Origin of the sequence: Variovorax terrae (assembly GCF_022809125.1) — a bacterium.
Classification (GTDB): Bacteria; Pseudomonadota; Gammaproteobacteria; order Burkholderiales; family Burkholderiaceae_C; genus Variovorax_A; species Variovorax_A terrae.
On the sequence record NZ_JALGBI010000002.1, the window covers coordinates 191,894 to 214,661 of the forward strand.

The 22,768-nt window shown below is 69.2% G+C and carries 22 protein-coding genes; 14 read left to right on the forward strand and 8 right to left on the reverse strand.

Annotated elements, in window-relative coordinates; all coding sequences use genetic code 11:
- Positions 1–5: 5 nt before the first annotated feature.
- The 6 genes from MMF98_RS16260 to MMF98_RS16285 all read right to left on the reverse strand — a co-directional run bounded on the left by MMF98_RS16260 (position 6) and on the right by MMF98_RS16285 (position 5,613).
- Entirely contained in the window at positions 6–866 is an 861-nt protein-coding gene (locus MMF98_RS16260) for a COG1470 family protein (protein WP_243307710.1), read from the reverse strand.
- Entirely contained in the window at positions 863–1,390 is a 528-nt protein-coding gene (locus MMF98_RS16265) for a hypothetical protein (RefSeq protein WP_243307711.1), read from the reverse strand. Before MMF98_RS16265 ends, MMF98_RS16260 begins: the two co-directional genes overlap by 4 nt.
- Positions 1,387–2,040, reverse strand: a complete 654-nt coding sequence (locus tag MMF98_RS16270) for a hypothetical protein (protein WP_243307714.1) — start codon at positions 2,038–2,040, stop codon at positions 1,387–1,389. The genes MMF98_RS16265 and MMF98_RS16270 overlap by 4 nt, the downstream gene beginning before the upstream one ends.
- A 10-nt stretch (positions 2,041–2,050) precedes the next feature.
- Positions 2,051–2,686, reverse strand: coding sequence for a hypothetical protein (locus MMF98_RS16275; RefSeq protein ID WP_243307715.1), 636 nt, complete (start codon positions 2,684–2,686; stop codon positions 2,051–2,053).
- Positions 2,687–2,698: 12 nt separating this feature from the next.
- The gene (locus MMF98_RS16280; protein WP_243307716.1) at positions 2,699–3,340 is read right to left on the reverse strand and encodes a hypothetical protein; all 642 of its coding nucleotides are present in this window, start codon (positions 3,338–3,340) and stop codon (positions 2,699–2,701) included.
- 104 nt (positions 3,341–3,444) lie between these two features.
- Positions 3,445–5,613 (reverse strand): hypothetical protein, encoded by a 2,169-nt coding sequence (locus MMF98_RS16285; protein ID WP_243307717.1) that lies wholly within the window; start codon positions 5,611–5,613, stop codon positions 3,445–3,447.
- Between the two features lie 427 nt (positions 5,614–6,040).
- Between MMF98_RS16285 and MMF98_RS16290 the strand changes: the two genes are divergently transcribed.
- Positions 6,041–7,018: an ABC transporter substrate-binding protein gene (locus tag MMF98_RS16290; RefSeq protein ID WP_243308647.1), complete on the forward strand. Its 978-nt coding sequence runs from the start codon at positions 6,041–6,043 to the stop codon at positions 7,016–7,018.
- 78 nt (positions 7,019–7,096) lie between these two features.
- Positions 7,097–9,004, forward strand: a complete 1,908-nt coding sequence (htpG, locus tag MMF98_RS16295) for a molecular chaperone HtpG (protein ID WP_243307718.1) — start codon at positions 7,097–7,099, stop codon at positions 9,002–9,004.
- 21 nt (positions 9,005–9,025) lie between these two features.
- Here the strand turns inward: htpG and MMF98_RS16300 are convergent, their stop codons facing one another.
- On the reverse strand, positions 9,026–9,637 hold the full coding sequence (locus tag MMF98_RS16300; RefSeq protein ID WP_243307719.1) for a hypothetical protein: 612 nt from the start codon (positions 9,635–9,637) through the stop codon (positions 9,026–9,028).
- 80 nt (positions 9,638–9,717) lie between these two features.
- On the opposite strand from MMF98_RS16300, the gene MMF98_RS16305 reads away from it, so the two are divergent.
- Complete coding sequence (locus tag MMF98_RS16305; RefSeq protein ID WP_243307720.1) at positions 9,718–10,086, forward strand: hypothetical protein; 369 nt, start codon at positions 9,718–9,720, stop codon at positions 10,084–10,086.
- 102 nt (positions 10,087–10,188) lie between these two features.
- Complete coding sequence (locus MMF98_RS16310; RefSeq protein ID WP_243307721.1) at positions 10,189–10,590, forward strand: hypothetical protein; 402 nt, start codon at positions 10,189–10,191, stop codon at positions 10,588–10,590.
- 26 nt (positions 10,591–10,616) lie between these two features.
- On the opposite strand, the gene MMF98_RS16315 is transcribed toward MMF98_RS16310, so the two are convergent.
- The gene (locus MMF98_RS16315) at positions 10,617–11,651 is read right to left on the reverse strand and encodes a serine/threonine protein kinase (protein WP_243307724.1); all 1,035 of its coding nucleotides are present in this window, start codon (positions 11,649–11,651) and stop codon (positions 10,617–10,619) included.
- Between the two features lie 85 nt (positions 11,652–11,736).
- On the opposite strand from MMF98_RS16315, the gene MMF98_RS16320 reads away from it, so the two are divergent.
- Genes MMF98_RS16320 through MMF98_RS16365 form a run of 10 tightly spaced genes read left to right on the forward strand, consistent with a single transcriptional unit; the run spans position 11,737 to position 22,755 of the window.
- Positions 11,737–12,210 carry a lipocalin-like domain-containing protein gene (locus MMF98_RS16320; protein ID WP_243307726.1) on the forward strand — a complete coding sequence of 158 codons (474 nt, stop codon included), beginning with the start codon at positions 11,737–11,739 and terminating at the stop codon, positions 12,208–12,210.
- Entirely contained in the window at positions 12,207–13,895 is a 1,689-nt protein-coding gene (gene paaN / locus MMF98_RS16325; protein ID WP_243307728.1) for a phenylacetic acid degradation protein PaaN, read from the forward strand. Before MMF98_RS16320 ends, paaN begins: the two co-directional genes overlap by 4 nt.
- An 11-nt stretch (positions 13,896–13,906) precedes the next feature.
- A complete protein-coding gene (locus MMF98_RS16330; protein ID WP_243307729.1) occupies positions 13,907–15,352 on the forward strand; it encodes a carotenoid oxygenase family protein in 1,446 nt (481 codons plus the stop codon).
- 36 nt (positions 15,353–15,388) lie between these two features.
- Complete coding sequence (locus MMF98_RS16335) at positions 15,389–17,140, forward strand: class I adenylate-forming enzyme family protein (protein WP_243307730.1); 1,752 nt, start codon at positions 15,389–15,391, stop codon at positions 17,138–17,140.
- The gene (locus MMF98_RS16340; protein WP_243307731.1) at positions 17,137–17,838 is read left to right on the forward strand and encodes an alpha/beta fold hydrolase; all 702 of its coding nucleotides are present in this window, start codon (positions 17,137–17,139) and stop codon (positions 17,836–17,838) included. Before MMF98_RS16335 ends, MMF98_RS16340 begins: the two co-directional genes overlap by 4 nt.
- Before the next feature lie 28 nt (positions 17,839–17,866).
- Entirely contained in the window at positions 17,867–18,844 is a 978-nt protein-coding gene (locus MMF98_RS16345) for a Bug family tripartite tricarboxylate transporter substrate binding protein (RefSeq protein WP_243307732.1), read from the forward strand.
- 13 nt (positions 18,845–18,857) lie between these two features.
- A complete protein-coding gene (locus MMF98_RS16350) occupies positions 18,858–19,520 on the forward strand; it encodes a flavin reductase family protein (RefSeq protein ID WP_243307733.1) in 663 nt (220 codons plus the stop codon).
- Positions 19,513–20,514: a Bug family tripartite tricarboxylate transporter substrate binding protein gene (locus tag MMF98_RS16355; RefSeq protein ID WP_243307734.1), complete on the forward strand. Its 1,002-nt coding sequence runs from the start codon at positions 19,513–19,515 to the stop codon at positions 20,512–20,514. Before MMF98_RS16350 ends, MMF98_RS16355 begins: the two co-directional genes overlap by 8 nt.
- Before the next feature lie 10 nt (positions 20,515–20,524).
- A complete protein-coding gene (locus MMF98_RS16360; protein ID WP_243307735.1) occupies positions 20,525–21,535 on the forward strand; it encodes an NAD(P)H-dependent flavin oxidoreductase in 1,011 nt (336 codons plus the stop codon).
- The gene (locus MMF98_RS16365) at positions 21,532–22,755 is read left to right on the forward strand and encodes an acetyl-CoA acetyltransferase (protein ID WP_243307736.1); all 1,224 of its coding nucleotides are present in this window, start codon (positions 21,532–21,534) and stop codon (positions 22,753–22,755) included. Before MMF98_RS16360 ends, MMF98_RS16365 begins: the two co-directional genes overlap by 4 nt.
- The last annotated feature ends 13 nt before the right edge of the window (positions 22,756–22,768 follow it).

The following is a 22,768-nucleotide window of genomic DNA, read 5'->3' on the forward strand; positions in this document are numbered from 1 at the left end:
GGAGGCTACTTGAACTCGGCATTCACCTTGAAGCTGCCCAGGTCCCAGTCGAGTTGGCCGCTGGCCCGGACCGGCAGCACCACCTCGGGCGGCTTCTGGCCGGACTCGGCTTTCGGCAGCAGCGGCAGGGTGCGGGTCTGGCCCGGCATGATGGGCGTGCCCTCGGGCAGCAGGTCGAACTTCAGCCCCTTGGCGTCCACCGCCTCCAGGCCGCCTTCGAGGCGGCCGTGGGCATCGCCCTGGTTGCCGACCGTGATCACGGGGGTGCGCTTGCCGTTGATCTCCTTGACGCCGACCTGCTGCACCTCGAGCCTGGGTTCGGCACCGTTGATCATCACGTACACCGCCACCGCGATGCGCCCGCTCACGGGCAGGCTCAGGCTGGCGCCGCCGCTTTGCAGCTGGGCCCGGTAGGCCGGCTCCACGCCCTCGATGGCCAGCATGAAGCGGCACTCGCCGCGCGGCGCATCGGCCGGGATGTCGACCTGGAAGCGGAACGCGGTCTTGGCCTGGGGCATGACTCGCAGCAGCTTGCGCTCCAGCGTCACCCAGGGCCGGCAGCTGCCCGGCAGCAGCTCGTCGTGGTAGCCCACTTCGCCGCTCTCGGAGTAGGTCCAGTCGAGCGTGCGCACCGACACCTCGGACGGGGCGGTGCCCACGTTGAAGATGTTGAGCGACTGGCCGATGCGGGCGCCGCTCTTGCCCGTGACTTCGAAGCGCGAAGGCGAGATCGCAACCTCGAACGAAGCGGCCAGGGCCGGCAGGCCGGCGCTGGCCAGCGCCAGGGCGCCCAGCAGGCGGGCTGCCTGCCGGCGCAGGGCAGAGCGTCCATCGACGCTGCGGCCCAGGAGAGAAAAGGGAGTCATGGGGAAACCTCGATTTCGAAATAGGACTCGAACCCGAACTGGCCGTCGCGCGGCCGCTGCAGCTCGCGCAGGTCGAGCTGGAAGCTCAGGTCCAGGCCGTCGCTCATCCAGGCCTCGCGCACCGTGCCGGTCCATACCAGCTGGCGCTCGCCTGGCCGGGCACTGCCGCTGGCGAACAGGCCGTAGCCGCGCCAGTCCACGCGCAGGCCGGCCGGCGAGCGCAGGCCGTTGATCTGGGCCGGAACGACGTAGTAGATGCGGGCCTGGCGGCCGACGTAGCGGGCGGTGGCCAGCTTGTAGTCGACGCGGCCGAACTTCACGGTGGCCGTGACCGGGTTCAGGCTGTCGGCCAGCGGCCGGCCTTCGTTGCTCATCACGACCTGGGCCGGCACGCGGCTGCGCGGCGAGGCGCTGTCGTCGAGTCGGTCGGCCGCGGCCACGGGGCTGGCAGCGCCCGCCAGCAGGGCCGCCGCCAGAGCCCACGACCCGGCGCGTGGCGTCAGCAGAGCAGGCCGGCGCGTCATAGGTTGGTGGCGGTGTACACCACGCGGCCCTGGTAGGTGCCCGACGGGTACAGCGTGGCGTTGTCGTACTGGAAGATCAGCACGTTTCGCATGGTGAGCGTGCCGCCGAACAAGCCGGAGGCCTGGCTTCTGCTGGCGAGGGGCTGGCCGGCCGCGCCGTTGAAGGTGCCGGTCTGGATGTCGCCGCCCCCCGCATCAAGGTTGTAGGAGGTCCAGCTGATGGTGCTGAACGGAATGAGGGTGGTGCCGCAGCCGGTGCCGCCCACGCAGCTCAGGCCGGCGGAGGAATCCACGCTCAGGGCCAGGGTGTAGGTGCCGAAGAGCCCGGGCATCGCCGCATCGATCTGGATTTCCGTGCCGTTTGCCGGGGTGGTCGCCGGGGTGCCGTTGCCGGGTGTGCCCGTGACGGGCACCGGGTTCAGGAACAGGCTGGCGCTGTTGACGTTGAAGGTGACGTTGTTGACCGTGGCGTTGGCCGAGCCGACCCGCAGCGTGACACTCTGCGCCGGAAAGAAACCGCCGGCCCAGGTGAACACCGCCTGCGCATCCTGTGCAAAGAACAGGGCGATCGCGCCCAGGGCGGCGCCCAGCGCCGTGCGTGCCGGGGTGGCGCGGGCGCCGGCGCGGTGCGGCGCGGCCTGGGCGTTCATGGGCGTGGCCTCAGAGGCTGGTCGCCGTGTAGGTCACCACGGAGCTGTAGGCACCAGCCAGCCAGGTCGCGGGCGTGCCGCCCAGGGCATAGGCCCAGTTGGACGACACCAGGGTGTTGGCCGCAATGGCGGGGGTGGCCGCGCAGGAGCCCAGGTTGGCGCCCGGGTGAGGCAGTGTTCCCGTCGCGGTCACCGCGAAATTGGCCAGCGTCGGGCCGCCCGCGCCAATCGCCGTGGCGGCGCAGTTGACGGTGGAGCCGGTGGAGTTGCTCCACGCCGCCACCGCCAGCGCGGCGGGGTCGGCCGAGGTGCTCACGGTCGGCGCAGTGCCGTTCCAGGTGACGGGGGCATTGTTGGCGGTCACCGAGGGGGTCGTGGGTGTGGCCGGAATGCTGAAGCCCGTCGTCCAGGACAGCGTATCGATGGTGCCCCCGCTCGAACCGACCTTCAGCAGGATCAGCTTGGGCACGGTGACGCTCAGGTTGACGCGCGCGGTGGCGGTGACGACGCCCGTGCCGACGGCACTGTAGCCATAGGTGCTTTCGGCATGCGCAGGCGCGCTGGCCGCCAGCGCCAGGCACAGCAGGCCCGGCGCGGCGGACAGGCGCCGCAGCCGCCGGCCCCGGGGAGAGAGGATGTACTGCATTGCGAGGGCTCCTTACAGGGTGGTGGCGGTGTAGGTCATCTGCTGGGTGTAGCTGCCGGCCGCTGCGCCAGCCAGTGCCGAGGCCGAGACGGAGAACACCCAGTTCGAGCTCACGATGGTGTTGCGCGTGAAGGTCGTGGTGGCGTTGGTGCCCGTGTCGGTGCCCGGGTGGGCGAGGCCGCCGCCGGAGACAGCAGTGCTGGCCACCGTGACGTCCGCGGCGGTCAGGCCGGCGCCGCCTGCCAGCGCCGTCGTGACGGCGGCGTCGACCTTGCCGCCGCCCGAGGCGTTGGTCCAGGCCCAGGCCTGCACCGAGCTGGAGGTGGCGGTGGTCCAGACCGGCGCCGTGCCGTCCCAGCCCGAGGCGTTGTTGCTGCCGTCGGTCAACGGGTTGTTCACGCCGCCCGGGATGCCGGTGTTGAGGGCCGCCGTGAGGTTGGCCGAGTTCACGGTGGTGCCGCTGCTGCCCACGCGCAGCAGGATCAGCTTGGGCACGACGATGTTGATGTCGAGTTTGGCCGTGGCGGTGCGGGCGCCGCTCGTGCCGGTCGCGTCGTAGCCGTACTGGCTCTCGGCGCGTGCACCGAGGCTGGCGGCGAGGGTCAGCAGGGCGCCGGTGAGGACGGCGGCGCGTTGGAGATGCAGGAGGTTCATGGCAAAGGTTTCCTTTCTTTCGCTTTCAGGTTGAGAAACAAACGGGAACAGGTCGATGGCCAGGGAGGGATGGCCGGGTGGGGGGCGCAGGCGTCGTTGCATGGTCATTCCCCCACCCGCACCACAGGGATGCGCGCGGTGGCCTGGCCACGCAGCGGAACATCGACGCTCACGCCCCGGTCCTGCACCGCGCCCCAGGGCAGCGGCACGCTCTCGAGCTTGAGCGTCAGCTGGTGGCGTCCGGTGCCGACCAGCGGAAAATCGAAACGGCCGTTGCGGTCGGTGGTGACGCGGTAGCGGCCGTCCAGGATCACCTCGACGTTGGGCACGCCGCCCTCGCCGGGCTGCTGCTCGCCGTCGCGGTTGACGTCGAAGTACACGATGCCGTCCAGGCTGCCGCCGCCGGCCGAGCCCGGTCCGCGCAGGCCCGCGCCCTGGTAGCTCGAACCGCCGCTGCCTTCCCAGCGCAGGTAGACGGAGGCGTATTTGTCGTTGCTGCGGCTGACCTGCGGCGCGCCCAGCACCGGCGAGGCCACGTTCACGGTGGCCTGGTTCATGACCAGCGTGCCGCCCAGGCGCCAGCCGTGCTGCAGCACCTTCTCGAAGTCCAGCGTGCCCGACAGGCCGCGGCTGGTGGCCAGGTTGCTGTCGCGCGCGGTGTAGCGCAGGCTGCCGCCGATATTCCAGCTGGCCTCGGGCCAGAAGCGGAACACCACCCCGGCGGTGGGCCGCGTTTCGGGGATGCCGTTGCTGCGGTCGCGCGCCAGGCCCAGGGTGGTGACGAACTCGGGCCGCTGGGTTTCGTAGCGGCCCGCGATCCAGTCCTGCTCCCACTCGATCTCGTCGCCCGTGGCGGGCAGGCCGTTGGTCACCAGCACCTCGTCGCGGCGCAGCGTCAGGCGCAGGCGGCTGCGCCCCCAGCCGGGCGCCAGGCGGGTCTGGTAGTAGCCGCTGGCGTAGACGCTGCGCATGCCGGCGCCGAGGTCGGGCAGGCCATTGGTGCCGCTGTCGTAGCGATTGCGGCTCAGGTTGACGTTGGCCCCGACGGTGTCGTCGCGGTTCAGGCGGTACTGGGCGTTGGCATTCAGGCCGAGGCGGCGGCCTGCCAGGCGGCCCGGGTCGCGGTGCGGGTTCTGGTCTTCCAGGCTCAGCCCGAAGCCCCAGGTCAGGCGCATGCTGCTGCCGTCCATGCGCCAGTAGGCGCCGCGGTTGTCGGCGGGCAGCAGCAGGTCGCCGAAGCGCAGGTTGGGTTCGGCGCTGTAGGCGCCCATCTCGTGCCGCAGGCCCCACCAGCGGAAGCCGCCCTCGGCAAAGAAGCCCTGCGCGCTGTTGGCCCGGTCCGCGATCGGGGCCGAGGTCTGGCTGCGCACGTACATCAGGCGGCCCTTGCCGGTGCTGTTCAGGGAGAGGTCGCTGCCGTAGCCCACGCTGGCGGCCAGGCTGGTGACGTTGTCGGTCAGGCTCGTGAAGCCGGCGGCGGAGTAGGCGGGAATGCCGCTGGCCTGGTTGACCTGCAGGCCGGCGAAGGTGTCGCCGGACAGGCGCCGGCTGTAGCCGGCCCAGGCCAGGGAGCCCTGGCTGCGCTCGTAGCCGGGGTAGGGGCCGCCGGCGAGGTTGCCGCGCGCGCCGAAGCCCACGCGCAGGTCGGACAGGCCGTCGAACACGCGCATGCCGATGCCGCGCACCATGCCGCTGCCCAGCGACAGCCGGTAGGCGCGCGTCAGGGCGTCGGTGATCTCGCTCGACATGTCGCCCACGGTGGTGTCGGCGAACAGGCTGGGGGTGATGGGAAAGCCGAGGTTGCGCACGGTGAAGCGGGCGCTGGACTTCTCGGTGGCATAGCCCAGCGGGCCGCCGCCCAGGCCCGCTGCGCCCTGGCTGTCGCGCCAGTCCAGCTGCACCAGGAAATCCCCGTAGTTCAGGGTTTCGCGGCGGTATTCGAGCCGCTGGCCGAGTTCGGTGGCGCTGCGCAGCGCCAGCCCCGAATCGGAGCGGGCCGTGCCCATGCGCGTTTCGACCACGTAGCCGCGAAAGCCGGTCTGGTCCGGGTCGGGCGGCCGGTCGTCCTCAGCCATGGACGGCAGCACGCTGGCGTCCATGACCTTGTCTTCGTAGGCCTTGGGTCGGTTAGCCAGCATTTTTCTCAGGCGCTCCTGTTCGGCCTGGAAGCGGTCCAGGGACTCGACCTGGGGCTGCGGCACGTCCGCGGCCGGAACGCCCGTGCTGCCGGCGGGGCCGGCATGCACGGCCCCAGCGGCCAGAGAGATGGCCAATGCGATGCATTGCCAACGGCAGGAGGCTCGATATCGTGACTTCCCAACATCTGAAAAATTCTTGCGCACGTACTGCAAAACGGCGAATCACCCGGAAAATGACGAGTACAAAAGTTCCTGTTTCTTGGGGTTGTTTTGAGTTTGAAACTATTTGAAACAATTAGAGCGTTAATAGGGAATAGTTTGTTTTCTTGTTACATTAAAAACAAAAGTTCGTTAAATAAGTCACGGTAATCCTTAAGTGATGACGCTCTGGGGCACCGTCAAAGTGCGTCTGAGCGGTGCTCGTCAGGAGTGGCAAGGGAATTCGCTATGCTTGCCCGGCTGGCGTGGGGAGGCCGCGCCTGAAGCGAGGAGTCAAGCCATGAATTCATCCAGACTGCTGCGTGGCGCGCGTGCCCTGTGCCTGGGCGCCGCGGTGGCCGCGATGGCGGGCTCCGCCGCCGCCCAGGGCGCCGTCAGTGCGATCTGCAGCACCGACCAGGCCTGGTGCGAGATGGCCGCAACCGAATTCAGCAAGGCGACCGGCCTGCGCGTGCAGCAGACGCACAAGGCCACGGGCGAGGCGCTGGCCCAGTTGCGGGCCGAGGCCGCCAACCCCAAGACCGACCTCTGGTGGGGCGGCACCGGCGATCCCTTCCTGCAGGCGGCCGAAATCGGCCTGCTGGAGCCCTACCGGCCCGACTATCTGGACCAGTTGCACGGCTGGAGCGTGCGTCAGTACGCGATGACGCAGAACCGCGTGGGCGGCTTCTATACCTCGGCCATCGGCTTCGGCTTCAACACCGAGCTGCTGCGCAAGAAGAAGCTGCCCGAGCCGCATTGCTGGGCCGATCTGGTCAAGCCCGGCTACAAGGGCGAGATCGAGATTTCCCATCCCGTGAGCAGCGGCACGGCCTACACCATTCTGGCCGGGCTGGTGCAGCTGCTGGGCGAGGACGCCGCATTCGACTACATGAAGCAGCTGCACCGCAACGTGACCACCTACACGCGCAGCGGCCAGGCGCAGGCGCCCAATGTGGCCAAGGGCGAGGTTGCGGTGGGCGTGAGCTTCATCTTCGGCTTCGAGGGCTGGCGCTATAACAAGTACCCGGTCAAGACCGCTGCGCCGTGCGAGGGCACGAGCTACGAGATCGGCGGCATCGCGCTGGTCAAGGGTGGGCGCAACCCGGCCGGCGCCCGGCGCTACTACGACTGGCTCATGAGCCCTGCCGGCCAGTCCATCGGCGGCAAGGCCAACAGCTTGCAGGTGCCGGCCAACAAGACCTTCAAGACCGATCCGCGCATTCCGTCGCTTGATGACGTGAAACTCATCAAGTACGACTTCGAGAAGTATGGACGGGCCGCCGAACGCCGGCGCCTGCTCGAGCGCTGGACCCGCGAGGTGGAGTCGCTGCCCCGATAATTGCGCCCTTGAAAGCCGCGCGGGCGCCCCGTATCTGCTGGGGCGTTTCGCGCTTTGTATTCCCGCACGACAGACACCATGAGCAAACAAACCCTTTCCTTCCAGGCCGAAGTGGCCCAGCTGCTGCACCTGGTCACCCACTCGCTGTACTCCAACAAGGAAATCTTCCTGCGCGAGCTGATCTCCAATGCCTCCGACGCCTGCGACAAGCTGCGTTTCGAGGCGCTGAACGACAACGCCCTGTACGAGGACGCGCCCAACCTGGAAGTGCGCGTGAGCCTGGACAAGGCCGCCCGCACGCTGACCATCGCCGACAACGGCATCGGCCTGTCGCAGCAGGAGGCCATCGACAATCTCGGCACCATCGCCAAGAGCGGCACGCGCGAGTTCATGGGCAAGCTCAGCGGCGACCAGAAGGCCGATGCGCAACTGATCGGCCAGTTCGGCGTGGGCTTCTACTCGGGCTTCATCGTGGCTGACAGGATCACGGTGGAATCGCGCCGCGCGGGGCTGCCGCCCGAGGAGGGCGTGCGCTGGGCCAGCGGCGGCACCGGCGACTTCGAGGTTGACAGCATCACCCGTCCCCAGCGCGGCACCAGCGTCACGCTGCACCTGCGCGAGGACGCCGACGACTACCTGAACGCCTGGACGGTCAAGGGCATCATCGGCAAGTACTCCGACCACATCAGCCTGCCCATCCTGGTGGAAAAGGAAGAGTGGAAAGACGGCGAGAACGACCAGCCCGGCGAGATGGTGAAAACCGGCGAATGGGAGACCGTGAACCAGGCCAGCGCCCTGTGGACGCGGCCCAAGAAGGACATCACGCCCGAGCAGTACGCCGAGTTCTACAAGCAGATCAGCCACGACCATGAGGCGCCGCTGGCCTGGAGCCACAACCGCGTGGAAGGCGGCACCGAGTACACGCAGCTGCTCTACCTGCCTGCCAAGGCCCCGGCGGACCTGTACAACCGCGACAAGGCCGCCGGCGTCCGGCTGTATGTGAAGCGCGTCTTCATCATGGACGATGCCGAGGCGCTGCTGCCGGTGTACCTGCGCTTCGTCAAGGGCGTGATCGACTCGGCCGACCTGCCGCTCAATGTGAGCCGCGAGCTGCTGCAGGAAAGCCGCGACGTGAAAGCCATCCGCGAAGGCTCGACCAAGCGCGTGCTCGGCATGCTGGAAGACCTGGCGAAGCAGGAAAAGGACGATGGCGCCTCCGAAGAAGACAAGGCCAGGTACGGCAGGTTCTATTCGGAATTCGGCGCCGTGCTCAAGGAAGGCCTGGGCGAGGACTTCGGCAACCGCGAGCGCCTGGCCAGGCTGCTGCGCTTCGCCTCGACGGCGAGCGACACGGTGACCGTCTCCTTCGCCGACTACAAGGCCCGCATGAAGGAAGGCCAGGACGCGATCTACTACATCACGGCCGACACGCTGGCCGCCGCCAAGAACAGCCCGCAGCTCGAAGTCTTCCGCAAGAAGGGCATCGAGGTGCTGCTGATGAGCGACCGGGTCGACGAATGGGCGCTGAACTTCCTCAACGAGTTCGACGGCACGCCGCTGCAGAGCGTGGCCAAGGGCGCGGTGGACCTGGGCAAGCTGCAGGACGAGGCCGAGAAGCAGGCCGCCGAAGAAGCCGCGGAAACCTTCAAGCCCGTGCTGGCCAAGCTCAAGGAGGCGCTCAAGGACAAGGCCGAGGACGTGCGCGTGACGACGCGCCTGGTCGATTCACCGGCCTGCCTGGTGGTGACCGACGGCGGCATGAGCATGCAGCTTGCGCGCATGCTCAAGCAGGCCGGCCAGAAAGCGCCCGACGTGAAGCCGGTGCTCGAAGTCAATGCCGACCATCCTCTCGTGAAGAAGCTCGACGGCTCGGTGCATTTCCACGACCTGGCCCACATCCTGTTCGACCAGGCGCTGCTGGCCGAAGGCGGCATGCCGGAAGACCCGGCGTCCTATGTGAAGCGGGTGAACGCGCTGCTGGCGTAAATACGTTCTGTGGTGGCGGGTTCAGCGTCCGACCAGCGCGCAGTACGCCGCGCGCGTATCGGGTGCCACGGAGGCGATCAACTGCTCGTAGGACGTCTGGTGCCGCGCCAGCATGCGCGCCGAAGCCACGGTTCGGGACTTGCAGAACCAGTGGCAGGTGTGCTGCATCAGGAACAGCTCGGCCGACATCGTGAAGGCCCGGGCCTTGGGCGATGGAGCCTCGCCGTCCTGAGCCTGCGCCGCGTGCGCGATCCCGCGCGCGTGAAGGGCCAGGGCCTTGCGCAGGTCGAACGTGGCGCTCGGGAACAGCCGGGTTGCAAAGGGCAGGTAGAAGGGCAGCTTGCTGACGCGCGCGCTGGCTTCGTCCGCGCGGGAAAACTCGGCGGCGAAGCGGTTGAACTGGTCGCACAGGCTCTGCTCGGTGGAGCGCAGCAGGCCCCAGATCTGCTCGCGGCGCTCCGGGTCGCTCTCGCCGAGCGCCCGCAGATAGCCCTGTGTCAGCGCCTCCATGTTCTTCTCGATCTGGTACTGGCCGAGATGGCTGCCCAGGAGTGCAATGCGCTGGCCCTGGTCCTTGGATTTGAGGGCCCAGAAGGCGAAGGCGATGAGCATCGCCAGAAGAAACATGTCCATGACTGCGGTGTTGATCACTGGTGCAAAGGGCTCCGAGTGTAGTCACCACCGCCTGCAAGCCGATAGCCACGCCTCTCACCATGACCCTGCACTACCTCGAGTTTGACTACAGCGAAGACGCCGAAGGCACAGGCAGCTTCGATGCCATGGCCTCGGCCGCGCCGGCACAGGTGGCGGCCCTGCAGGCGGAGGTGACGCGCGTGCTGGACTGGGCGCATCGCGACTTTGCCGGCGCGCGCGAGCCGCTGGACGAGGGCGGCGACTGGGACTACGAACTGCAGGGCGTGCAGGAAGTGGCGACGACGCTGCAAACCCGGTACGACGCGGCGGCGGGACGGCTGGACCTGCAGCCGGGCGAGACCGGGGCGCCGCGCCTGACGCTGACGTTGACCGTCAGCGGAACCCCGGCGTTCTGCGAGGCGTTCAGGGGCGCGTTTGGCATCGCCTAAGGCACAGATTCCCGGGCTTTGCCGGCTGGAGTGGACGCTGCTCGCGGCGCAGGTGTATGGTGGAGCCTTCAGGAGGCGCTTGTCGTGATGAATCCGATGTCCATGTCTGTTCTTTCTTCGTCATCTTGGCGCGCTGCGCGCCGGGTGGGTGCTGGCGGTGCCGCCGCGGTGCTGGCGCTGCTGCTGGCCGGGTGCGGGTCTGCGGGCGTGGGGATTGGCGTTCCGGTCGGGCCGTTCTCGATCGGCGTCGGGGTCGGCAGCGGCGGCGTGACGGCCGGGGTGGGCACGGGCGTGGGGCCGGTCGGCGTCGGCGTGGGCGTCAACCAGCGCGGCCAGGTCACGGGCGGCGTGGGTGTGGGGGCCAGCACGCCGATCGGCAACAGCAACGCACGGGTCGGCGTGGGCGTCGGCACGGGCACCGTGCTGTACGACCCGCAGCGCAAGCCGGCGCCAGCCACCGGCGCCGCGCCGCTGCCGGCGGCCGCGGACCCTGTGGCGCCTTAGCCTCTTCTCCCGGTGGAGCTGGGGGCTCACGCCACCAGCGCCGGCTCCTGCATCGCTTCCATCTGCTCCTGCAGCATGTGGACCTGGCCCTGCCAGTAGTCGCTGCTGCCGAACCACGGGAAATTGGCCGGAAAGGCCGGGTCATCCCAGCGCCGGGCCAGCCAGGCGCTGTAGTGGATGAGGCGCAGCGTGCGCAGCGGCTCGATCAGGGCCAGTTCGCGGCGGTCGAACTCTCGGAATTGTTCATAGCCGTCGATCAGGGCGCCAAGCTGATGGGTGCGCTGGGCGCGGTCACCGCTGAGCAGCATCCACAGATCCTGCACGGCCGGGCCGGTGCGCGCGTCGTCGAGGTCGACGAAATGCGGGCCGCCGCCCGGCAGATCGGCCGGCGTCCAGAGGATGTTGCCGGGGTGGCAGTCCCCATGCAGGCGCAATGTCTGGATATTTGAAGGATTGGCGCCGTTGGTCCAGGCGGGGAGGCCGCTCGATGCTATCAAATTGAGAGCGTCCGTGCAGGCGGCTTGCCAGGCGCTCTGCATGTCCAGCGGGACCATGTCGTTCGCCAGCAGCCAGTCGCGCGAATCGACGCCGAAGGTCTGGAGATTGAGCGCGGGGCGGTGCTCGAAGGGCTTGGCCGCGCCCACGGTGTGGATGCGGGCCAGGAAACGGCCGATCCATTCCAGCACCTCGGCGTCATCCAGCTCGGGCGCGCGCCCGCCGCGGCGCGGGCTGACGCAGAACGCGAAGCCCGCGTGGTGGTGCAGTGTGCGGCCCTGCAGGACCAGCGGCCCCACGGCCGGCACTTCGGCCGCCATCAGCTCGGCCGCGAAGGCATGCTCCTCCAAGATCTGCGCCTCGGTCCAGCGGCCGGGCCGGTAGAACTTCGCGACCACGGCCGAGCCGTCGTCCAGGTAGGCTTGGTACACGCGGTTTTCGTAGGAACTCAGCGCCATCAGGCGGCCGTCGCCCTGCAGGCCGACGCTGGCCAGCGCATCGAGCACCACGTCGGGCATGAGCCGCTCATAGGCGTGGCGCTCGGAGGTTTCGGGGGTTGACACCATGGTGACATTCTCGGCGTTAAACCCGTGGTGCCTCGCTTGCCAAGCCGAAAAACTTGATCTACATTGAGTTCAGTTAAGAAAGTAAATGGAGAAGATTTTGGATTCGACGGGCAATCCGCTGCTGGGCACCTGGTACCTGGTGCGCTGGGACATCAGCTACGGCGACGGCCGTGCGCCGACGCTGCCATTCGGCGCCGAGGCCACGGGCCTGATCCAGTACACGGGCGACGGCCACATGAGCGCCTGCATCGCGCGCGGCGGGCGCGGGCGGCTGTCCAGCGACAGCGTGCGCAGCGCGCCCGAGGCCGAGCGCCTGGCTGCGTTCGAAAGCTATTTCCAATACGCAGGACCTTATGAGATCCGCATCCACGAAGGGCGCCGGCAGGTGGTGCACACGGTGACGCATGCGCTCAACCCCAACTTCGTCGGGACGCAGCAGGTGCGCAACATGGACATCGACGCCGACGGCGGGCTGACCCTGTCGGCCTCCGACACCGTGCCCGGCACGGCCGTGGCGCGCCATCACCGTCTGGTCTGGTCGCGCCGGAGTGCTTCATGAGCCTGTTCGAGAAACACCGCGCCACCTTCGAGCGCGCGCAGCTGGCCTGCCGCGAGCGGCACTGCTGGAGCCCCTACCCCGAGCTGCCGGCCAAGTACCCCGATGCCGAGGCGGCCCAGGCCGCCGGCCGCGCCGCCTTCCGGGCGCACCTGGGGCAGCGTTTCGCGTTGGACCAGCCGGGCGCCGTGGGCGAGCTCGGCGAGGAAGTGTCGCCCTACACCCAGCAGCCGCTGGGCGTGCGCTACCCGCAGGCCGAGGTGGACACGCTGTTCGACGCCGCGCAGCAGGCCATGCCGCGCTGGGCCGCAGCCTCCATCGACACCCGCATCGGCGTGCTCATGGAAGTGCTCGACACGATCTACCGCGAGCACCTGTTCGAGATCGCCCAGTCCGTGATGCACACGGCGGGCCAGAGCTACAACATGGCCTATGCCGGCTCGGGCGTGAACGCGCTGGACCGCGGCATCGAGGCCCTGGTCTATGCGCACCAGGCCATGCAGGCCGTGGCGCCCTCGGCGCGCTGGGAGCGCCGCTTCGGCCCCGCGCAGATCGTGCTCGACAAGACCTACCGCCTGGTGCCGCGCGGCGTGGCCGTGTGCTTCTCGTGTGCGAGCTTTCCCACCTGGAACGCCTGGCCGTCGATGCTGGCGAGCCTGGCCACCGGCAACGCGGTGATCGTCAAGCCGCACCCGGCCACCGTGCTGCCGATGGCGATCTCGGTGCGCGTGTTCCGCCGGGTGCTGGCGGCTGCGGGCTTCGATGCGAACCTGGTCACGATGGCGCTGGACACGGTGGCCGAGCCCCTGGGCAAGCGGCTGGTCAAGCACCCCAAGACGGCCATCGTCGACTTCACCGGCAGCGTGCGCTTCGGCCAGTGGGTGGAGCAGAACGCGCACCCGGCGCTGAGCTTCACCGAGACCGCGGGCTGCAACACCGTGGTGCTGGAGTCCGCCGACGACCTGGACGCCGCGCTGCGCAGCCTGGCCACCACGCTGTGCATGTTCAGCGCCCAGATGTGCACCAGCCCGCAGAACATCTACGTGCCGGCCCAGGGCGTGCGCACGCCGCAGGGCCGGGTGCCGCTGGACGAGGTGGCGCGGCGCCTGGCCGACGCCGTGGCGGCGCTGACCAGCGACCCGAAGAAAGCCGCCATGATCCTGGCCACGCTGCAGTCGCCGCAGACGCTGGCGCTGCTGGCCCAGATGCAGGAGGAGGGCGCGAAGCGCGGCCGCGTGCTGCTGCGGCCCGAGGCCTATGCGCACCCCGAGTTCGCGCAGGCGCGCACCAGCACCCCGCTGATGCTGCAGGTGGGCAAGGACGCGCGCGACCTGTACGGCGAGGAGCGCTTCGGCCCCGTCAGCTTCGTGATCGCCTGCGACGACGCGGCGGATGCGCTGCGCCAGGCCACCGCCGACGTGAAGCAGTTCGGCGGCCTCACCGCCTTCCTGTATTCCACCGACGAGGCCTACATCGCGCAGGCCGAGGCCGCCTACGCACAGGCCGGCGCGCAGCTCACCATCAACCTCACGGGCCCGATGCCGCTGAACTTCGCCGCGGCCTACAGCGACTACCACGTCACCGGCCTGAACCCGGCGGGCAACGCCAGCCTGACCGACCTGTCTTTCGTGGCGAGCCGCTTCCGCATCACGCAGTCGCGCCGGCCCGCACCCCTCACCTCACCCTGAAGGAGAACACCATGGGCGTCAATGAAATCCCCGTTCTGCAAGGCGGCTTCGCGCCGATCGAGCAGGAACTCACGCTGGACCTCACCGACATCGAAGGCGAGGTGCCGAAGGACCTGACCGGCATGTACGTGCGCAACGGACCGAACCGCCGATTCGAGGCGGCCGGCCGCTACCACTGGTTCGACGGCGACGGCATGCTGCACGCGGTGCGCTTCGAAGGCGGCCGGGTGCAGTACCAGAACCGCTGGGTCATGACCGACAGCTTGCGCGAGGAACTGGCCGCTGGCGCCGCGCTGTGGCAGGGCATCAAGGACCCGCCGCGCAAGGACCGGCCCGACATGCCGGTCAAGAACACCTCCAACACCGACGTCAAGTTCTATGCCGGCAACCTGGTTTCCATGTGGTACCTGGGCGGCTCGGTCTACCAGGTGCGCCCAGGCGACCTGTCCACCGTGGGCAAGCTGGAGTTCGACGAGCGCATGAAGGCGCTGCCGGTGTCGGCGCACTCCAAGGTGGACGAGCGCACCGGCGAGTTCCTGTTCTTCGCCTATGGCAAGGAGGCGCCCTACATGCACTACGGTGTGATGGACCGCCACGGCAAGCTGCAGACCTTCATGCCGGTGCAACTGCCCGGCCCGCGCCTGCCGCACGACATGGCGATCACGCCCAATTACACCGTGGTGCACGACCTGCCGCTGTTCTACGACATGGACGCTTTCGCGGCGGGGCGCCACAAGCTCAAGTTCCATCACCAGCTGCCTTCGCGCTTCGGCGTCATCCCGCGCCACGGTACGCCCGATCAGATCCGCTGGTTCGAGGCCAAGCCAACCTACATGTACCACGTGTCCAATGCCTGGGAAGAGGACGACGGCCAGGGCGGCACCGAGATCGTGATGACCGGCACGCCGTTCCGCCTGCCGCGCGACTGGCGCGGCAACATCGAGGTCGACCGCTTCCCCAAGATGCTGGCCAACCTGGAGCACGACTTCCTGTTCTACGAATGGCGCTTCAACCTGCGCACCGGCCAGACCAAGGAGCGCGTGATCGACGACATCGTGAACCAGGAGTTCCCGGTCATCAACTCCTGGATGCAGGGCTACAAGACCCGCTACTCGTGGAACGTGCTCATGGGCCGCAGCAACCGTGCCGAGGACCCGCGCTTCTGCGGCTTCGTGCGCTACGACCTGGAGCGCGACACCTGCACCAGCTACCACGAGGGCGTGAACAAGTGGTTCAGCGAGGCACCGTTCGCGCCCAAGGACCACTGGAAGAAGGAAGACGACGGCTACCTCGTCGGCTTCATGTGGGACGATGAGAAGCAGGCTTCCTACGTGACGGTGTTCGACGCCGCCGACATCACCCAGGGGCCCGTCTGCCGCATCAAGCTGCCGCAGCGCGTGCCCAACGGCTTCCATGCCACCTGGGTCAGCGGCGAGCGCCTGGCCCGGGGATATTGATGGCGCACCCTCAGGCTGTGTGAAAAGGCGGAGCAAGTGATTCTGGTTGCACCTGAAAAAATCGACGAATACACCGCGCGCGGCTGGTGGGGCACCACCACGCTGTGGGACCTGTTTGCCAGCCACGTGCGCGAGCGGCCCGAGGCCGAGGCCGTGGTCGACGCGCCCAACCGCGCCGACTTCGCGCACGGCGTGCCGCGCCGCCTGAGCTGGGCGATGCTGGCCGACGAGGTGGACCGGTTCTGCGGCCTGCTGCTGGACCAGGGCATGCGCCGCGATGCGGTGTTGGTGGTGCAGTTGCCGAACTGCGTGGAGCAGTTCGTGGTCTACCTCGCCTGCGCGCGGCTGGGCATCGTCGTCACGCCGGTGCCGATCCAGTACCGCGACCATGAGCTGGGCCACATCCTCGATGTCACGCAAGCCGCAGGCGCCGTCACCTTCTCGCGCATCGGCAAGCCCGAAGGCGGGCATGCAGCGGCGGCCATGTTCACGGGGCTGCAGGCTGCGCATCCCGGGCTGGCCCGCGTGTTCGCCTGGGGCGACGCGGTGGGGGATGGCGTGATCGACATTGCCCGCTGCACCGCCGAAGCCGTCACGCCCGCCGCACGCGAACGCCTGGCGCGCGCCGAGCGCGAGGTCGCCGTCACCGCCAACGACGTGTTCACCATCTGCTGGACCTCGGGCACCGAGGCCGCGCCCAAGGGCGTGCCGCGCAGCCACAACGAGTGGCTGATCGTCGCGCCCTCGATCATCGAGGCCGGCGAGATCCGCCCGCGCGCGCGGCTGCTGAACCCGTTCCCGCTGGTCAACATGGCGGGCTTTTCCACCGCCTTCGCGTCCTGGCTGCGCCTGGGCGGCACGGTGGTGCAGCACCAGCCGTTCACGCTGCCGGTGTTCCTGCAGCAGCTGCGCGAGGAGCGCATCGACTACACCGTGGCGCCGCCGGCCATCCTCAACATGCTGCTGCAGAACGAGGCGCTGCTGGAGGGCATCGACTTCGGGCGCCTGAGCCGCATCGGCTCGGGCTCGGCGCCGCTGTCGGACTGGATGGTGCGCGGCTTCGGCGAGAAGTACGGCGTGGAGATCGTCAACTACTTCGGCTCCAACGAGGGCGCGGCGCTGTCGGGCAACCACGTGGACATTCCCGACCCGGCCCAGCGCGCGCAGTTCTTCCCGCGCGCTGGCGTGGCGGGCTACGACTGGAGCATCTCCACCACGCGCAAGATCCGCACGCGGCTGGTCGACGTGGAGACCGGCGAAGACATCCTGGAGGCCGGCCGCCCCGGTGAAATCCGCTTCACCGGCCCCACCATCTTCAGCGGCTACTACCGCTCGCCGGCCCTGAGCGCGCGCGCGTTCGACGAGCAGGGCTTCTACAAGACCGGCGACCTGTTCGAGATCGCGGGCGACCGCCTGCAGTACTACCGCTACGTGGGCCGCTCCAAGGACCTGGTGATCCGCGGCGGCGTGAACATCTCGTCCGAGGAGATCGAGAACCTGCTGCTGGCCTGCCCCGGCGTGCGCGAGGCGGCCGTGGTCGGCGTGCCCGACGAGATGCTGGGCGAGAAGGTCTGCGCCTGCGTGGTGGCGGCCGACGGGCAGGCGCCGAGCCTGGACGCCATCAACGGCTTCCTGCGCGAGCACAAGCGCGTGGCGGTCTACAAGCTGCCCGAATACCTGCTGCCGCTGCAGGCCCTGCCGCGCAACCCGGTGGGCAAGATCCTCAAGCGCGAACTGCGCGAGCAGGCCAAGGCTCTGGCCGCCACACCCCGGAGAGAAACCGCATGAAACCCGTCCTGCTGCTGATTCCCGGCATGCTCAACACCGCCGAGGTCTGGGCCGGCGTGGCCGAACACCTGGGCGATGCCGCCGAGTTGCGCATCGCCACGGTGCAGACCCAGGACAGCATCGCCCAGATGGCGCGCGACGCCTGGGCCCTGCTGGCCGATGTGCCGGCCGGGGTGCCGCTGGTGCTCTGCGGCTTCTCCATGGGCGGCTACGTTGCTCTTGAAATGATGGCGTCGCCCGACCGCCCCGTGAGCGCCCTGGCCTTGTTGGACACTTCAGCCCGGCCCGAATCGGCCGAAGGCGCGGCGATGCGCGAGAAAACCATCGCCGCCATCGGCCGCGATTTTTCCAAGGTGGTGGACGGCGTGGCGCAGTTCGCCACGCATGCCGCGAGCCGCGAGGATGCGGCGCTGATGGCGCGCCTGCGCGAGGTCATGCTCGGCATCGGCAGCGAGGCCGCCATCCGGCAGAACCGCGCCATCCTGGGCCGGGCCGACCACCGCGCGCGGCTGGCGCAGCTGAATGTGCCGACCCTCGTGATGTGCGGGCGCGACGACAAGGTCACGCCGCCCGCACTCTCGCAAGAGCTGGCCGCGCTGATTCCCGGCGCGCGGCTGGAATGGATTGAGAACGCGGGCCACATGGCCCCGATGGAGCAGCCGGCCCGCGTCGCCGCGCTGCTCGCCACCCTGCTGTAGCCCCCATCCCCGTCAGGAGACAAACACCATGAAACGACGCCACGCCCTGCAGCTGCTGGGCACCCTGCCGCTGGCCGCGGCCCTGCCCGCAGCCCGGGCCCAGGCTTTCCCCGACAAGCCGGTGCGCATCGTCGTGCCGTTCGCGGCCGGCAACACATTGGACACGGCGCTGCGCCTGGTGGCCGAAGCGTTCAAGCAGAACACCGGCCAGCCCATGCTGATCGACAACAAGCCCGGCGGCTCGGGCATCATCGCAGCGCAGACCGTGCTGTCGGCGCCGCCTGATGGCTACACCCTGCTGCTGGCCAATACCAGCATGTTCACCATCAACCCGCACACCTTCGCCAAGCTGCCCTACGACCCGGAGAAGAGCTTCCGCCCGGTCACCAACTTCCTGGGTTCGGCCATGGTCATGGCGGTGAATGCCAGCGTGCCGGCCAACAACCTCAAGGAATTCATCGCCTGGGCCAAGGCCCGGCCGGGCAAGGTGTCGTTCGCCTCGTTCACCGCGGGCAACTCCTCGCATTTCTCGGGCGTGATCCTGAACCAGCGCGCCGGCATCGACATGGTCCACGTGCCCTTCAACGGCACGCCGCCCGCGGTGCAGAACCTGGTGGGCGGGCAGGTGGACGCGGCCTTCCTGCCGCTGCTGGCCGTCAAGCCGCACATGGACAGCGGCAAGGTCAAGGTGATCGCCGTCACCAGCCCGCAGCGCTCGCCGCTGATGCCGGGTGTGGGCACCTTCCGCGAGCAGGGCTTTCCCGACCTGGAAATCTACATCTGGGCCGCGATCGTGGCGCCGGCCGCCACGCCCGAGGCGGTGGTCGGCAAGCTCAACGCCGAGCTGGTGCGCATCCTGAAGTCCGCCGAGATCAAGGACAAGTGGCGCACCATGGATTTTGAAACCCTGCCGTCCACGCCCGAGGAGTTCACCCGGTTCGCACAGGCGGATTCGCGGCGCTGGGCCGAGGCGGTGAAGATTTCCGGCTTCAAGGCCAGCGAATAGAGGGAGTCCTGCCATGTTCTATTCGCCGGGCAGCGAAACCTCGGGCCTGCCCCACAACCCGTTCAAGTCCTGCTGCGTGCCGCGCCCGATCGGCTGGATCTCCACCGTCAGCGCGGCCGGCGTGCACAACCTTGCTCCCTACAGCCAGTTCCAGAACCTGACCTGGGACCCGCCCACCGTGATGGTGGCGGCCAATGCGCGGGCGGACGGCTCCCCCAAGGACACCGCCGCGAACATCCTGGCGACCGGCGAGTTCGTCTGGAACATGGCCACCTACGACCTGCGCGAGTGGGTGGTCGGCAGCTCGCGCGACTGGGCGTCGGGCGTGGACGAGTTCAGCGAGCTGTCCATTCCCTGGGTGCCGTCCGTGCATGTCGCGCCGCGCCGCGTGGCCGGCTCGCCGGTGCAGTTCGAGTGCCGGCTGACGCAGCAGCTGCGCATTCCCGGCAACACGGCCGAGGCCTCGGCCTGGCTGCTGGTCGGCCAGGTGGTGGGCATCCACATCGACGACGCGGCGCTCACGCCCGCGGGGCAGATCGATATCACCCGCCTCAAGCCGCTGGCGCGCATGGGCTACCGCGACTACACCTGCATCGAGCGGGTGTTCGAACTCAGCGAATTCACCGGCCGCCAGGCCGCGGGCATTGCCCATCTTCAGGAGGTTCTCCATGCATGACGCCCTCACCGTGCGGACGACCCGGCGCCAGGTGCTGATGCTGGCGGCTGCGGCAAGCCTGGGCACGGCTGCCCGGGCCCAGGCGGCCTACCCCGACAAGCCGGTGCGCATCGTGGTGCCCACTGCCGCCGGCTCCGGCTCGGACCTGATCGCGCGGGCGCTGGCCCAGCAGCTGGCGCTGGCCTGGAAGCAGCCGGTCACGGTGGACAACCGGGCCGGCGCCTCCGGCATCATCGGCGTCGAGGCGGCGGTGCGTTCGCCGGCCGACGGCTACACCCTGCTGATGTCGTCCTCCTCGCCGGTGATCATCAACCCGATGATCTTCCGCAAGCTGCCCTACGACCCGCGCACGGCGCTGACGCCGGTGTCGCACGTGGCGATCGGGCCGGCAGCGCTGCTGGTGAATGAAACCACGCGAGCCAGGAGCCTGGCCGAATTCGCGGCGCTGGCCAAGGCCCGGCCGCGGCAGCTCAGCTATGGCTCGTTTGGCACGGGCTCGGGCGGCCACCTCGGGGTGGAGGCCTTCTGCCAGGCCGCCGGCATCGAGATGATCCACGTGCCCTACAAGGGCACGGCGCCCGCGGTGACCGACCTGCTGGGCGGCCAGATCACCAGCGTGCTCACCGATCTGGCCACCGCGCAGACCCATATCCGCAGCGGCAAGCTGCGGGCGCTGGCCATCAACGGCCCGGCCCGTTCGCCGCTGCTGCCGGAAGTGCCCACCTTCACCGAGCAGGGTTTTGCCAGCGTGGAGGGCACCTATGCCCGCTTCGCGCTGTTCGCGCCCGCGGGCACGCCGCCCGCGGTGGTGGAGCGCGTCTCTGCCGACAGCACGGCCGCCCTGCGCCGGCCGGAGCTGCGCGAGCGCTTCACCGCACTGGGCTATGGCCTGGAGGGCAGCACCCCGGCCGAGCTGGCCGTCCTGCTGAGGCAGGACACCGACCGCTGGAGCCGCGTGATCGCGGCGCTGGGCGGCATTTCACTTGACCAATGAGGTTCATCCCGTGCCTTCCACTCGCACTTCTCCCTTCTCCCTGCGCCTGCCGGTGTTCGCCGCCCCGATGTTTTTGATCTCCGGCCCCGAACTGGTGCTGGCCGCCTGCAAGGCCGGCATCATCGGTGCCTTTCCCACGCCCAACGCACGCCCGATCGAGACGCTGGATGCCTGGATGCGGCAGATCACCGAGGGCCTGGCCCGCGCGCGCGACGAGCAGCCTGCGGCCACCATCGGCCCCTGGTGCGCCAACCTCGTCACGCACTCGTCCAACACGCGGCTGCCCGAGGACCTGGCGCTGATCGCCAAGTACAAGCCGCCGATCGTGGTCACCGCCCTGGGCAGTCCCAAGCCGGCCATCGAGGTGGTGCACGGCTATGGGGGCCTGGTGTTCGCCGACGTCATCAACCTCACGCTGGCGCGCAAGGCGGTGGCGGCCGGCGCCGATGGCCTGGCCTGCGTCTCGGCCGGCGCGGGCGGGCACACCGGTTCGCTCTCGCCGTTCGCCTTCGTGAGCGCGGTGCGCGAGTTCTTCGACGGCCACGTCATCGTGGGCGGCGGCATCAGCGACGGCTGGGGCGTGGCCGGCGCCATCGCGGCCGGGGCCGACTACGTCTACATGGGCACGCGCTTCATCCCGGTGGCCGAGAGCCTGGCCCAGGCCGAGTACAAGCAGATGCTGGTGGACAGCTCGGTGGATGACCTGGTGGTCAGCGCCGGCATCACCGGCACGCCCGCGAGCTGGCTCAAGCCCTCGCTGCGCGCCAACGGCCTGGACCCGGACAACATGCCCGCCGCTCCCGCGCGCAACTACGACAGCAGCCAGTCCATCGGCGCGAAGAAATGGAAGGACGTCTGGGCCGCGGGTCAGGGCGTGGGCGCCATCAAATCGGTGGAGCCCGTGGCCGCCGTGGTGGAGCGGCTCGCGCAGGAGTACGCCCAGGCCACGGCGCGCCTGGCCGGCTTGCCCTACCAGGCCGCTTCCGCCCCACGAACCGACGCCCTGAGGAGAGTCGCATGACCGAACCCGTGTTCATCCTCGGCGGCCACCAGACCGACTTCGCCAAGGCCTGGTCGCGCCAGGGCCAGGACCTGTCCGACATGATGCGCGAGGCCACGCTCGGCGCGCTGGAGGCCGCGCGGCTCGATGCCTCGGCCGTGCAGAGCATCCACGTGGGCAATGCCTTCGGCGAGCTGCAGCGCCAGCAGGCGCACCTGGGCGCGATGGTGGCGCAAGTGGTGCCCGAGCTCTGGGGCGTGCCCGCGATGCGGCACGAGGGTGCCTGCGCCTCCTCGTCGCTGGGCGTGCTGGCGGCCATGGCCGAGATCGAGGCCGGGCGCTACGACTGCGTGCTGGTGCTGGGCGCCGAGGAGTTCAAGAACCTGCCGGGCAACCAGGCCTCGCAGAACCAGAACGCCGCCGCCTGGCAGGGCCGCGAGGGCTTCGACTGCACCTACATGTGGCCAGCCGCCTTCGGCCGCGTGGCGCAGGAGTACGAGCGCCGCTACGGGCTGGACCGCCGGCACCTCAACCGCATCGCCGAGATCAACTACACCAATGCCCGGCGCAACCCGTTGGCGCAGACGCGCCAGTGGCAGTTCGACGTCTTGAGTTTCACCGACGACGACGAGGCCAACCCGGTGATCGAGCCCGGCACGCGGCGCCAGGACTGCGGCCAGATCACCGACGGCGCTTGCGCCGTGCTGCTGGCCTCGGGCCGCTTCGTGCGCGAGCAGGGGCTCGACGCCGCCGCGCTGCCGCGTATCGCGGGCTGGGGCCACCGCAACGCCGGCCTGCGCCTGCTCGACAAGTTCGAGCGCAGCCAGGGCCAGCCCTATGTGTTCCCGCACCTGCGCCGGACGCTGGAAGACGCCTGGCGGCGTGCCGGCGTGGCCGGGGTGGAGGCGATGGACGGCGTCGAGACGCACGACTGCTTCACCACCACCGAGTACGTGGCCATCGACCACCTGGGCCTCACCCCGCCGGGCCAGAGCTGGCAGGCGGTGGAAGATGGCAGCATCGCCCCCGGCGGGCGCTGCCCCGTCAACATGAGCGGCGGCCTGATCGGCTGCGGCCACCCGGTGGGCGCCACCGGCACGCGCATGCTGTTCGATGCGGCGCGCCAGGTCACAAACCAGGCCGGCGACTGCCAGATCGAAGGGGCCGAGCGCATCCAGACGCTCAACATCGGTGGCTCCTGCGCGACCGTGGTGAGCTTCGTGGTGGCGCGGGGCGGCTAGGATGCGGGGCTGG